General features: G+C 52.8%; 10 protein-coding genes. 2 read left to right on the top strand and 8 right to left on the bottom strand.

Annotation, left to right across the window (positions count from 1 at the left end):
- Positions 1 to 58 precede the first annotated feature (58 nt).
- The 7 genes from H6G13_RS00970 to H6G13_RS00940 all read right to left on the bottom strand — a co-directional run bounded on the left by H6G13_RS00970 (position 59) and on the right by H6G13_RS00940 (position 9,510).
- Positions 59 to 1,117 (bottom strand): glycosyltransferase, encoded by a 1,059-nt coding sequence (locus H6G13_RS00970; RefSeq protein ID WP_190481227.1) that lies wholly within the window; start codon positions 1,115 to 1,117, stop codon positions 59 to 61.
- Between the two features lie 158 nt (positions 1,118 to 1,275).
- Positions 1,276 to 2,742, bottom strand: a complete 1,467-nt coding sequence (locus H6G13_RS00965; protein WP_190481225.1) for an NAD(P)/FAD-dependent oxidoreductase — start codon at positions 2,740 to 2,742, stop codon at positions 1,276 to 1,278.
- Between the two features lie 87 nt (positions 2,743 to 2,829).
- On the bottom strand, positions 2,830 to 3,885 hold the full coding sequence (locus H6G13_RS00960; protein ID WP_190481223.1) for a glycosyltransferase: 1,056 nt from the start codon (positions 3,883 to 3,885) through the stop codon (positions 2,830 to 2,832).
- A 667-nt stretch (positions 3,886 to 4,552) separates the two neighbouring features.
- A complete protein-coding gene (gene ggt, locus H6G13_RS00955; protein WP_190481221.1) occupies positions 4,553 to 6,160 on the bottom strand; it encodes a gamma-glutamyltransferase in 1,608 nt (535 codons plus the stop codon).
- Between the two features lie 136 nt (positions 6,161 to 6,296).
- Positions 6,297 to 7,058, bottom strand: coding sequence for a response regulator transcription factor (locus tag H6G13_RS00950; protein ID WP_190481218.1), 762 nt, complete (start codon positions 7,056 to 7,058; stop codon positions 6,297 to 6,299).
- Positions 7,059 to 7,212: 154 nt separating this feature from the next.
- The gene (locus tag H6G13_RS00945) at positions 7,213 to 8,280 is read right to left on the bottom strand and encodes an SGNH/GDSL hydrolase family protein (RefSeq protein WP_190481444.1); all 1,068 of its coding nucleotides are present in this window, start codon (positions 8,278 to 8,280) and stop codon (positions 7,213 to 7,215) included.
- A 429-nt stretch (positions 8,281 to 8,709) separates the two neighbouring features.
- Positions 8,710 to 9,510 (bottom strand): 5-formyltetrahydrofolate cyclo-ligase, encoded by an 801-nt coding sequence (locus H6G13_RS00940; protein WP_190481216.1) that lies wholly within the window; start codon positions 9,508 to 9,510, stop codon positions 8,710 to 8,712.
- Between the two features lie 113 nt (positions 9,511 to 9,623).
- Between H6G13_RS00940 and H6G13_RS00935 the strand changes: the two genes are divergently transcribed.
- On the top strand, positions 9,624 to 10,079 hold the full coding sequence (locus H6G13_RS00935; protein ID WP_190481214.1) for a ubiquinol-cytochrome c reductase iron-sulfur subunit: 456 nt from the start codon (positions 9,624 to 9,626) through the stop codon (positions 10,077 to 10,079).
- Between the two features lie 141 nt (positions 10,080 to 10,220).
- The gene (locus H6G13_RS00930) at positions 10,221 to 11,180 is read left to right on the top strand and encodes a bestrophin family ion channel (protein WP_190481212.1); all 960 of its coding nucleotides are present in this window, start codon (positions 10,221 to 10,223) and stop codon (positions 11,178 to 11,180) included.
- Positions 11,181 to 11,296: 116 nt separating this feature from the next.
- Here the strand turns inward: H6G13_RS00930 and gap are convergent, their stop codons facing one another.
- A complete protein-coding gene (gap, locus tag H6G13_RS00925; RefSeq protein ID WP_190481210.1) occupies positions 11,297 to 12,346 on the bottom strand; it encodes a type I glyceraldehyde-3-phosphate dehydrogenase in 1,050 nt (349 codons plus the stop codon).
- Positions 12,347 to 12,483: the final 137 nt, after the last annotated feature.

The raw sequence follows: 12,483 nt of genomic DNA, 5'->3' as shown, positions 1-12,483 counted from the left end.
CGGTTCTCTGCAGGGGCAATCGCGCCAACATTTTGTTCAAGCTTTGCCAAGGAGGTAGCTAGCTAATCGTGGCAGTTTCAGACTTTATAGAACTTTCTAGGGAACTAACTTGCTGAGGCAACCCTTGACGTCGGGCATGCCGCCAGGTCAAATACCGATTTAGCTGCCGCTCGATTGGGGCTACAAGCCCGTACATTAGAACCTTCTCAAAAAACCTGTTCTTCTGGCTCAAGCCCAAAGTTGCTTGACGGATCAAAGGAAACAGAATGCTGTTTCTCCGCCGCCAACCCAGCGCCTTGTACTTATGCTTAAAGTAAATGTCTTCCGCCAAGTTCCATTTCTGCCGAAGACGATTTAAGCTGGTCAGTTCCCAGTCATTGCTCCACCGCAGCATGTAGTAGTGCAGATCGGCCAAGTTGCGGGGTGGCCCAGGCACATAGGTGACGACACTGTCGGGTTCAAAATAAACGGCTTTTCCCCGCTGGCGGATTTCCATACAGAAATCAACATGCTCCTTGGTATTGAGCATCATTTCGTCGAGGGGGCCTGTTTCTTCAAAAACTGCCGTTCGGGCTAACATGCAGTGAAATTCACACAGCTCAGTTTCGGTTCGCTTTAGCCGTGATCTCACGTTCGCGACCCGATGCCCCTGCAGGTACATCTTCTCTCGCAAGCGGCGTCTGCCCAGCACATCCACAAAAACATGGGATTCACCCCCTGCAAAGTGGACAAACTCGTGAACCGGCTCGTGATGACACATCAAAGGCCCTACAACGGCTGCACCAGTCTCTTCGGCACATTGAATGAGGGCTTCGAGCCAGCCGGGAGAAACGATAACATCGTTGTCAACAAACACAACATAGGGTGTATCAACATGCTCCAAACCTAGGTTTCGAGCTTGATTAGGAGACAAAAAGTGGTTGAACCGCAGCAGCGTAAACCCCTTATCTTGGGCCTTCTCCTCAAGGTATTGTTTGACGTCGGGGGGAGAATTACCGTCTAGATAGATCAGCTTAAAGGGAATTTGGGTCTGCTCATAAATGCTCTCCAACGATTGGCGAGAACAGCTAAACCGTTCCCGAGGAGAGACAATAAGCGTCACTTTTGGTTCCGTCATAGAGAATCAGCCTCCCATTAACGGGTACATTGAAAAACATCAGTGTTGGAACAAAGAATTTGGCTTAACTGCTTACACAGTAGATGCCACAAAACAGATGCCACTAAAACCTGAGTGCAGGAGGGTTTGAAAGCTCAAACCCTCCTAGCTATGCTGCCTTAGGCAGCGGGAACAGCCTGTTGTACCTGCCCCTTAACCTGGCTCCACTGTTCCTTGGTGAAGTCTTCGTGGTAGGAGCGCTCGGTGTTGACATTCCAGAGGTCGTGCTGTCCTCCTAGGATGTTTTTGGCCGCTAGTAGGCCCGTTAACATGGAGTGATCCTGGTTGTTGTAGCGGTGCATGCCGTTACGGCCTACTGTCTGCAGGTTTTCAAACCGCTCTAGATAGTCGCGCAATACCTGTAAGTGCTGGCGATACTCGCCATCGTAGACAGGATATGCCTTGCGCTGTCGAATCACTACGCCATCTTCTACTACAGCCTCGGGATCTACCAGCTTTAGGTCTTTGATTTCGCGGCTAGCTAGGCGAATCAGATCTTCGTCCGACATTTCCCAAACCGGATCGCCTTCGCTGCAGAAATACTCCATGCCTAAGCAGGTCTTGCTCGGGTCGGGCACCATTGCTGGGCTCCAGTTCTTGAAGTTTTGGATCCGGCCTACCTTAAACTCAGGGCTGTGAATATAGATCCAGTTGTCTGGGAACAACTTTTCTCGGTTGATAATCAGCGAGACGATCAAGAAGTCGCGGTATTTGAGGCTAAAGGCTGCCTTCATTACTGCCTCGGGAGGGGCCGGAGACAAGCACTTGACCAGTGCGGTAACCGGCATGCTTGAGATAAATTGCTCGGCTGACAGCGTCATGATTTCGTCGCCTCGCTGAGCAATCACCTGCTTAATGCGGTTGTCATCGTGCTCAATACGAACAACTCGGGTATTGAGGTGAACGGGAGCACCCTGCTCCTCAACCCGTTCCTGGAACCGCTCCCACATCATGCCAGGGCCGAGAATGGGATAGTCGAACTCCTTAATCAAGGTCTTGGTATCGTTACCACCAAAGAGCGAATTAATGACTGCCTTTTTGAGGGATAGACCCTTAATTCTTTGGGCTGCCCACTCAGCCTGAATCTTGTCGCAGGGGATGCCCCACACTTTCTCGGTGTAGGTTTTGAAGAATGTCCGATAGAGCCGGGAACCGAAGCGTTCTGTAACCCAATCTTCAAAGTTTTCTGCCTCTGGTCCTGGCTGTAGCCTGGTTTTTAGGCGGGCTTTGAGGTAGCTCAAAACGATAAAGGAACTGTCGAATGGCCCTAGGTTGAGCAGGGTATTGAAGACAGAAAGCGGATAGTCAAAGAACTTGCCTTGGTAGTAAATGCGGGAGAGCCGAGGAACTTTAATAAAGTCATCCTCGAGAACTTCTTTCCAGAGCTGCTCGACTTCGCCAATTTTAGTAAAAAAGCGATGCCCTCCAATGTCGAAGCGGTATCCTTTGTAGGTTTCTGTCCGGGAAATGCCGCCCACCTTGTCGGCTTGTTCCAAGACAACAGGTTTGATGCCATGCTTGACGAGCTCATAAGCAGCAGTCAAGCCAGCTGGGCCAGCCCCAATAACAACGGTTTCAGAAGACATGGGCAGAATTCTCTTAAAAGAATAGGGTCTCAATCACAGTGCAGCCTATACCTGTTGACCAAACCATGAGGTCAATCGAGGCGCTGTCTAATCGATGGTTCTTACCTTCATGGGTGCAAATTCATAGGGTTGCAGGTGGTGGCGACCCAGGCTGATGGCAAACGCCAACCCACTGTAAAAGTAGTAGAGCAGGTGCCAAGGAATCACCTTGAGCGCGAAGAGCAGACCCCGCTTGTGATAGAAAAACTGGTATACGGGAAGATTAATTGCCAGCAGAACAATGCTTAAAGCGCTCATTGGCAGCCAAAGCAGCGGAAGCCATAGGGTATTAAAGAGCATTAGAACCGCTGCGAAAATTAGAATAACGCTCAGACGGCTAGAAAAACGCAGGTTTAAATCGCTGGTAAAGCTTTGGTAATCTTGCACGCTGGCCTGCCGGATTCTTAGCAGGAGGGCTGTCCATGGCAAAGCTCGGTAAAAAACCTCAGCTCTTAGGAGTGAAACTGTTTTCCATTCCTTCAGGTGCTTCACCTGTACGTCTTTGCAGAGCCGAATGGGATAGCCCGCCTGCTTTAGGCGATATCCTAGTTCGATGTCTTCAATGCAGGGCTTGCGATAGCGCTCGTCAAACCCGCCGACAGCCCAGAATACGTCGCGCCGAATGGCTCCGCAGGCTCCCCAAAAGGTGGAAGCATCTTCCTTGCCCTGCTGGTGGGTGTAGTGGTGAAACAGATTCTTGTACTGAGAGAGGAAGTTGGGGGCTCCTGGTGCGTCATCGTAGGAGCCAATTAAGGCAGAGATTTCAGGGTGGTTTTGGAAAGCGCTTAAGACTCTCTCAACCGTTTCTGCGTGGATTAATACATCGGCATCGACGAAGAAGAGAATGTCGCCTTGGGCTGCTCTAGCACCAGCATTTCTAGCTTTGGCTGGGCCACCAGATTGGGGCAATTTAATGAGTCTGAAGCCAAAGGGTTCGACTAATTGCCAGCTACCGTCGGATTCACCGTCTGCAACCACAATTACTTCTGCGTAAGCGGGCACATATTGCTTCAGATGAATCAGGCACTGATGGAATAAATTACCACCGTTGTGAACTGGAATGACGATGGAAATCAATGGTTCGCCATGCGAAGTTTGGGGCATGATTTACCTCAAGCATAAAGGACAGCCATTAACAGTTGCGGTCTCAGCTTCTGCAACTTAGCCTAGGACATTTAAATATCTAAAGCTTTAGGAAACCGACTTTAGTCGAATTTGCTTCTCCCTAACATATTCCTGAATCAAGTCACTAAAAAACTACCAACTGCTTTAGCACCTTTAGACAAATAGGCTGCTTTAGTCGGGATAAATGGCTACGGTTTGGGGAAGACATTTCTTGAGAAATTTTGCTGAACCCCTATCACCCAAATTAAGATGAGAGAATAACTACAGCTTGGGAAAGACGCTTTTTGAGAAATTCTGCTGGAATCCCTACCCATTAAGTGAGTTAGAAGATTTGGTCTGTAGTTTGCCTTACTTGGGATAAAGTTACTCCTTCCGTGAATGTAAGGGAAGACTCTAGGCTCTACTCTTCATGCATTTCTCAAAAAAAAGCAACGTTAGTAAAGCTGGTATTAGTGATTCCCTTTTATGAAGATTAGTTCCTTCATAAAGATAAAGTTAGGAGGGGATTGGTCGCTTTATTGAAGCTTTATAAATCTCGGTTTTTCCTTTAAAGGAAAATTGAATTTTATAGAGGAAATGACTTTTTCAATAAATCTGAACGCTATAGTCATCCTCCTCAAGACTGATCAAGCGAAGCTGTATTCTATTACCAACCCAGTGCTATCCCATCGCTGCGAGGGTCGCAGCCACCGTAGAATCTGCCAGATTCAGGATCAGTCAGAATTAGATGGGCATGACCCATTTGGTCGGTCCAGTCGGGAACTTGGTTGACATGATGCCCCTGGCTGCTGAGTGTTTTGACCACCTCTGGAGGAATTCTGCCTTCCAGGTTGAGCTGGATGCTGGCATCGCCCCAGGTACGGCCCCACACCCAACGGGGTAGGTCAATTGCGGTTTGGGGGTCGAAGCCAAAGTCCAGGATGCGGGTGAGCAGAGCGGCTTGGGTCTGAGGTTGGCCTTCGCCGCCCATGGTGCCAATGACGAGATGGGGGCTGCCATCTGGATGCAGGACTAGTCCTGGCATTAGGGTATGGAAGCTGCGCTTGTTGGGGGCGAGGCTGTTGGGGTGGCTGGGATCGAGGCTAAAGCAGTGGGCTCTATTTTGCAGCACGATGCCGGTGCTAGGGGGGACGACTGCTGAGCCGAAATCAAAATACAGGCTTTGGATTAGGGAAACGGCATTGCCCTGATTGTCTACAAAAGCTGAGTAGGCGGTGTCGCCACCGACGCTGCCTGGCAGGTAGGGCTGGGCTTGGGTGAGGTTAATTTGGGCGCGACGGCGATCGCAATATTCTTTAGAGATTAGCTCGGCGACTGGAATCTCGATAAAGGCGGGATCGCCCAACCACTGATCGCGATCTGCAAAAGCTAGTTTGGTGGCTTCGACCAGCAGGTGATAGTAATCGGCGGTGCCGTGGCCGAGTTGCTGCAGGTCAAACGGCTCAATCAAGTTGAGAATTTGCAGTAGGGCAAAGCCCTGGGAGTTGGGCGGCAGCTCGCAGACTGTGTAGCCTCGGTAGGAGGTGGTGATGGGGTCGACCCAGTCTGAGGTGTGTTGGGCAAAGTCGGCCAGCGTGAGCAGACCGCCGATGGTCTGGAGGTGCGCGGTGATCTGGGCTGCGATCGCACCTTTATAAAACTCATCTCGCCCCCCAGCCGCCAGCCGCTGCAGCGTAGTGGCCAGGTCTGAGTTGACTAGCTGCTGCCCGAGCTTTGGGACTTCGCCCGCTGGCAGAAAGGGACTGGATGTACCAGAGTAGCGCATTAGCGCTGCTGCATCCCGTCGAGTCCAGCGGCACTGAGAAGCCGAGGCTGGATAGCCTTGCTGGGCCAGATCAATCGCGGGTTGCAAAACCTGTGCCCAGGGGAGCTGCCCCCACCGCTGGTGGGCCTGCCACCAGGAATCGACTGCCCCAGGCACAGTTACAGCGGCAAGCGGCCCCCGCTGAGGAATGCTCGTTAGCCCAGATTGTAGGTAGCGCTCCTGGCTGGCGGCCTGGGCAGATCGGCCAGAGCCATTTAGCCCGTAGATTTGCCCGCTGGCTCCGTGGTGGACTAGCCAGAAGGCGTCGCCCCCCAGCCCTGTCATGTGCGGATAGACGACTCCTAAAGCCGCATTGGTTGCGATCGCAGCATCAATCGCGTTGCCGCCCTGCTGAAGAATGCTCAGCCCAGCTTGAGACGCCAGATGATGGGGACAAACCACTAAACCAGAGGAAGCAACAACAACCGGGCGCGTAGGGTAGGCAGTCATGCAAAGGTCATGCGAGAAAAGCCTTCTTAAGGTAGCAGGTTGTACACATCGGGTTGTGTTTAAGCAGCCAAAAAAGCAGGGCAACAATTTCTTGTGCCCTGCTCTGATATCTCGATGGATTTGGCGGTAGATGCACTTAGCCTAAACGATACCCAAACCCTCGCACGGTTTTGAGGTATTGCGGATTGCTGGGGTCGATCTCCAGCTTTTCTCGAATCCAGCGGATATGTACATCCACCGTCTTGTTATCGCCCATGAAGTCATGCCCCCAGACCTGATCGATAATCTGGTCACGAGACCAAACCCGTCGGGGCTGGCTCATGAATAGCTCCAGAATACGGAATTCTTTGGGAGACAGGCTCAGCTCTTCTCCTCTCAAAAATGCCCGGCACTCTTTAGGGTGCAAGGAAATCTCCTGAAAGCGCAGAACCGGATCAGACTCCTGGCGGGCTACCCCCCGATGCCGCCGCAGCAACGCTCGACATCGGGCAATGAGTTCTCGCATACCGAAAGGCTTGGTCAGATAGTCATCTGCTCCAATCTCTAAGCCGACAACCCGGTCGGTCTCAGTGCCTTTGGCGCTAAGAATGAGGATAGGCACGTCAATGCCCTGGTGACGCAACAGGCGACACAGATCAAGCCCGTTCATGCCGGGAAGCATGAGGTCAAGAATGACCAAATTGACTTCCGGGTGGTTGACTCGACTGGCGTTAGATGTGCCGCCGAGCATTTCTAGGGCAGTCAACCCATCTTCTGCAACTAAAATCTCAAATCCTTCTTCAGCCAGACCCAGGGCGACCGTTTCCCGAATCAGTTCTTCGTCTTCAACAATCAGCACTCGCCCTAGCCCAACTCTTAAATTGGGCTGAACCTGGGGAGAAAGCTCCAGAGAATTCATAAAAACAGTTAGAGCTGTTACAGTGCCATCTTACCAGCCGTGGCAGGGTTGATACGTTCGAACATCCTAAAATATTCTAAACCTCGGACAAATCTCGGAGCCTACAGTTTTTTTGCCGAGTTTTGGCCTTGAAACCCTGCGCCCAGAGCTGCTTCTAGGCAACATCAGACTTTTTTTGTCGCCGGGTTCGCACCAGTGCCAGCCCTCCGCTCAAGACCATGAGCGCTACGCCAGAGCTAGGTTCTGGCACAGAAGCAGGAGCCTGATCAAGGGCCTGTAGAGCAGCCGAGGCAACAATCTGATGGGCCTTAGACGTCGGGTGCAGGCTGTCCCAAAACAGGTATTCATCGGGATTGGCACAGCGAGTGATAGGCGGGTTTTTAGTGTCAGGCGGGAAGAACAAAGGGGAAGTCGTCAGACAGGGATCGCTGACATTGGTAAAGCCAAACTGCCCCGGTGAAACTAGCGCTGACTCAATCAGCGAAAAAACATCGAGGGAGATTAGATCAACGCCATCAAAGCTTGGATCCTGGTCGAGAGAGGCGAGAGTGGATGCCAGCAGGGCATTGTGTTGCTCCACCAGTCCCGTGACTTGGGGGGCATTTTGCCTGTTTTTGACCAGAGGTGTTTGGCCCAGATCAGGCAGGTTCACGACCAAAAAGTTCTCAGCCCCCACGCCTGCCAGTGTCCGAATGGCAGACTCTAGATTGCTAACTGGCACTGTGGGATCGGTTTGCCCAGCAACTTCTAAATAATCGTTATTCCCCGCCCAAAGAACGAACAGGTCATCTGTGGCGGCTGGGATTTTAAGCGAAAGATATTGTCCAATCTGCTGCTGCAGACCTGGCAAGGCTGGCGAGGTTGTGTTTAAGAAACCGGTCGTGGCCCCGGCAAAGGCGAAGTTTTGGCCAGAAGTGGCCCCTAACTGGGGTGCAAGGAAATCTAGCCAGATCAGCTCGTCAGCGAATCGCTGCTGGGTGTAGGCAGGCAGGGCTCCAAAAAAACCAGTGCTGAGGTCAATTCCTGGCAAAATGGGCGGCGGCACAATTCCACCCGTGACAGCAGCGGTATTGCCCGTATCGGAAAGGCTATCGCCAAAGACAAAGAGTCGGCCAAAACTAGCGGCTTCGGCAGCAGCAGGCACTAGAGTTGCTAGGGAAAGGGAAAGGGCGCTGCCCCACAAAATCCTGGTGAGGGGATGCAGAAAATTGAGGTGGGACATGCGTATCTCCTGATTGTGGGGGGCTGGGAATTTACTGAAGAGATTTGTCTGGAGCTGTCTAACTGGGCACTGCAACCGACCAGATACAGCCCACTGGTTTAACAGTTTGCTGACCTATCAGCCATAGCAGCCAAAATTGCTCCATGATGTAATGAAATCTTGAAAGTTCCCGGGATCGAGATTCGCAAACTAGAGCTTCATCAAAGCTTGTTAAAGTAGAGCGTTTAAACATGAAATCTTCATAAAGCAAGGGTAGCTCAGAGCCGGGCGCTAGTTTGCGGGCTGGTTCATTAATTTTCTCAAACTGACAGACTCATCAGATCGGAAGGATGCAGGACTGATGTAGGTTAGGAATGAGGCATTCGCACGGCGTTCCCTGTTTGCATGATTTAGCTTTGGCTAGGTCGGTTGTCTGTGTGAATGCTTCACCTAGGACTCTGCTGAGTCTGATGCGGGGCGAAGCGATCGCAAAATAGGAATTTTCTGATATTGCTCTGGTTGGATGCTGTGCCAATCTAGTCCCTGCGGGCGAGCATAGCGGGTCTGCGTTGCAATGACTGCATCGGGCGTCGCAATCCAGTCGAGGGGCCAGTCGTGGGGCTGCATGGGCAGCGGGTCAGAGGCTATGACCTGTAACGAGTGAACCGTTGTGACAATCGGCGTTTGGGGCTTGACCAGGCCAAATTGAGCCATCATGCCCAGCTCTAAATCGGCAAACCCAGCGCCTTTACCGGTGCGGCCTCCGTCGGGGTTAACTGCCACACAGCCAACCACCACGAGATTAATTGGCTCCATCTCATCAAAGCTGATGGGCCGTCCGTAGATCAGGGCGTTGCGTAGGGTGGCAGCGGTTTCTAGAGAAATTCCCTGGGCAGCTAGGGCAGCAGCCTTGAGTTCGACAAAGCACTGCTGGCGGGTGAGCCGAGGAACGGCCATGTAGAGCGTTTTGCCGTCTTGCAAAGCCTGCAGCCGCACTGGTTTTTGGGGCGAGTCGGGGTTGCACTTGATCACCTGGGCCTGCTGCCATGCTGGCAGGGCGGCTAGCCGTTGGGCGGCTAGGTCGGCCCCTAAAAAGTCGGGGATGTGGCCGAAGGGGTCGCGGCGCACCGCTTTTTGCGCCTTTAATGTGGCCCATACTTGGGTTCTCAAGGCATCTTTGGCGGTGTGGCGACCGCTCCACTCAGATGCTGGGAGGTTTTGAGTGAGGTTGTCTTTAAAAGACGGGGACATGGCGAACCCGGAGAAAAAAATCACGTCAATTTTACTGAGGCAGCCGAGGCGGTATGTTGAGCTGAGGCAGCTGTTCTGATGTGCTGTGGCCGCTTCTTTGGATGATCCTCATAATGGAGGGCGAATCTGTCTTGAATTTTGGCATGGATCGAGGTGAAGGAATGAAGCGTCGCGGTTTTTTGCAGTGGATGGGGCTGGGCTGGCTGGTCGTAGCTGTGCAGGCTTGTTTTGCCCGTTTGGGGGGTGGTCAGGGGGCATCAGCTGAGAGGGTGGTTGTGGGCTCGGTGAGTGACCTGGCGGGGGCAGGGGTGCTAGAGCGTAATACGGCTCTGGGTCCGGTGCTGGTGACGGGCGATGCAGCTAACCCAGAGAGCTTGAGGGCTGTCAACGCGACCTGCACCCATCAGGGCTGTGCAGTAAAATGGCAGGCTCAAGAGCAGGAATTTCTGTGCCCTTGCCACGGTGCCCGCTATGCCCCAGACGGTGAAGTGCTGCAGGGCCCGGCGGGAGATGCGCTTGAGACTTACTCTGTGCGCGTTGAGGGGACGGAAGTGTTGATTGACGCCTAGGGTTGAGGTTGGGGCCTGTGTGCCCGCTACACAAGTCTGGGTAGCCTGGCTAAGGAGTGTGGCGGTGTTCTACACAAGGCCAATCTAGGCTAAAAAGAGTAAAAAGGAGAGGCTGTTTGGTGAGGCAGGAGGCTCAGCTTAATGTCTAGGCACGTCCTCGATGATCTGACCCAGAGCTACAAGCGTCAGTGGTTTCGCATCTTGTTTAGGCTGCAGGGGTCGGTCATTCCCTCGATTTGGCCTAGGGTGCTGCTTTGTGTTGGGTTTAGTGTGCTGATTGCGGGGCTGCATGAACTGGGCTGGCGGGTATCTTGGCCGGTGCTGGGAACGCTGGTGCCCAGCATTGTCTTGGGTTTGCTGCTGGTGTTTCGCACGAATACGGCCTATGAGCGGTTTTGGGAAGGGCGCAAGCTCTGGGGCCAGTTGGTCAATACGTCGCGTAACCTGGCTCGACATATGTGGGTAGCGATTCAAGAGACTAGCCCGGAGGATCGGGCTAGCAAGGTGCAGACCCTGAAGCTGCTGGTGGCATTTGCGATCGCAACCAAGCTGCACCTGCGATGCCAGCCCCCTAACCAGGCTGAACTGAGCAAACTACTCACGCCGGAGCAGTTTGACAAGCTACAGAGCATGAACAACCCCCCCATTGAGGTGGCTTTTTGGATTGCCGACTACCTGCAGCTACAGCATGGTTACGGCAAACTCAGCATCTATGAGATGACCGCCATGACCGGGCGCTTGGATGACATGATTAACGCTTTGGGCGGCTGCGAGCGCATTCTCAAAACGCCCATTCCCTTGGCCTATTCAATTCACCTAAAGCAGCTGCTGTTGCTCTATTGCTTTGCTCTGCCCTTTCAAGTGGTGGATCAGCTGGAGTGGTGGACGGCGCTGATCGTGGGGCTGATTAGCTTTGCGGTATTTGGCATTGAAGAGATCGGCATTGAGATTGAAAATCCCTTTGGCACCGATGCCAATGACTTACCTTTAGACGCTATCTGCCTGACCATGTACCGCAATATTGAGGACTTGATCACGCTGGCTCCCTGTGTGCGACGCTGGCAAATACCTACAGTGGAGCACTCGATTCACAGATTCTAGAGATGCGTGGAATTTACGCTCCTAGCAGCAAAGCAAAGCGTGCTTATTAACTTTCGTAAGCATATTTAAGATGGGCATGGGCTATTGCCCTTTGCCCATCCTACGAGGGCTGCTTTCTATACTGTGGTGGGGATTTGGACGCCGGAGATGAGGCCTTCTTGCTGGGCCATGTACAGCATCAGATCGACGATGCGGTTGGAGTAGCCCCATTCATTGTCGTACCACGACACCACTTTGAAGAAGTTGCTGTTTAGCTCGATCCCGGCATTGGCATCAAAGATGCTGGAGTGGGGGTCGGTTGTGAAGTCGGTCGAGACGACGGGATCTTCGGTGTAGCCGAGAATGCCTTTCATAGGCCCTTCTGCAGCCGCTTTCATGGCTGCGCAGATCTCGGCATAGCTGGTGGATTTCTCGGTCTTGAAAGTCAGGTCTACGACTGACACGTCGGGAGTGGGCACTCGGAAGGCCATGCCGGTCAGCTTGCCTTTTAGCTCAGGCATTGCTAGGGCCACGGCTTTGGCTGCTCCTGTAGAGGCGGGGATGATGTTTTGTCCGGCTCCGCGACCGCCTCGGAAGTCTTTTTTGCTGGGGCCATCTACGGTGGGCTGGGTGGCTGTGGCGGCGTGAACTGTGGTCATCAAACCTTCAGCTAGCCCGAAGGTGTCATTGATGACCTTGGCGATGGGGGCTAGGCAGTTGGTGGTGCAGCTGGCGTTAGAAACGACCGAGTCGGTTTCGGCATTAAACTTCTCGTGGTTGACTCCGATGACGTAGGTCGGCACTTTGTCGGGGTCTTTGGTAGGAGCGGAAATAATGACGCGCTTGGCTCCCCCCTCAATGTGCTGCTGGGCTCCATCGAAGTTGGTGAAAAGTCCGGTGCACTCGACAATGTAATCGGCTCCAAGATCTTTCCAGGGCAGCTCAGCCGGATTGCGAACGGCCATGCAGCGGATGTGTTTGCCGTCTACTACAATGCCGTCTTCAACGGCTTCTACCGTGCCTTGGTAGCGACCGTGGGTGGAGTCGTATTTGAGCAGGTAGGCCAGGTTTTCGGGGGGCACCAGATCGTTGATGCCGACAAATTCAATATTTGGGTTTTTAATGGCGGCCCGGAATACCAGACGTCCGATCCGGCCAAATCCGTTAATACCAACTTTGAGCGCCATGTTGAAAATCCTTATTGTTGGGTTTGCATCTTAATCAAGAAGGCGGGTCTCGCAAGCAATAGCTGGAGGCTAATCTTCAATTAAAGAAAGGCTCTAATTAAGCGATCGCACTGCTAGCCGAAAAGACTTTGTGAGGC

The sequence above is a fragment of the Pseudanabaena sp. FACHB-2040 genome (assembly GCF_014696715.1).
Lineage (GTDB): Bacteria > Cyanobacteriota > Cyanobacteriia > Phormidesmidales > Phormidesmidaceae > JACVSF01.
Note: the sequence above shows the minus strand (reverse complement) of the source record. Positions and strands in the feature narration are given on the sequence as shown.

Excerpts from the sequence above, each read along its gene's own strand:
- H6G13_RS00940 (WP_190481216.1), bottom strand. The coding sequence starts at position 9,510 with ATGTCCCCGTCTTTTAAAGACAACCTCACTCAAAACCTCCCAGCATCT.
- H6G13_RS00960 (WP_190481223.1), bottom strand. The coding sequence starts at position 3,885 with ATGCCCCAAACTTCGCATGGCGAACCATTGATTTCCATCGTCATTCCA.
- H6G13_RS00930 (WP_190481212.1), top strand. The coding sequence starts at position 10,221 with ATGTCTAGGCACGTCCTCGATGATCTGACCCAGAGCTACAAGCGTCAG.
- H6G13_RS00970 (WP_190481227.1), bottom strand. The coding sequence starts at position 1,117 with ATGACGGAACCAAAAGTGACGCTTATTGTCTCTCCTCGGGAACGGTTT.
- H6G13_RS00935 (WP_190481214.1), top strand. The coding sequence starts at position 9,624 with ATGGAGGGCGAATCTGTCTTGAATTTTGGCATGGATCGAGGTGAAGGA.
- H6G13_RS00965 (WP_190481225.1), bottom strand. The coding sequence starts at position 2,742 with ATGTCTTCTGAAACCGTTGTTATTGGGGCTGGCCCAGCTGGCTTGACT.
- ggt (WP_190481221.1), bottom strand. The coding sequence starts at position 6,160 with ATGACTGCCTACCCTACGCGCCCGGTTGTTGTTGCTTCCTCTGGTTTA.
- gap (WP_190481210.1), bottom strand. The coding sequence starts at position 12,346 with ATGGCGCTCAAAGTTGGTATTAACGGATTTGGCCGGATCGGACGTCTG.
- H6G13_RS00950 (WP_190481218.1), bottom strand. The coding sequence starts at position 7,058 with ATGAATTCTCTGGAGCTTTCTCCCCAGGTTCAGCCCAATTTAAGAGTT.
- H6G13_RS00945 (WP_190481444.1), bottom strand. The coding sequence starts at position 8,280 with ATGTCCCACCTCAATTTTCTGCATCCCCTCACCAGGATTTTGTGGGGC.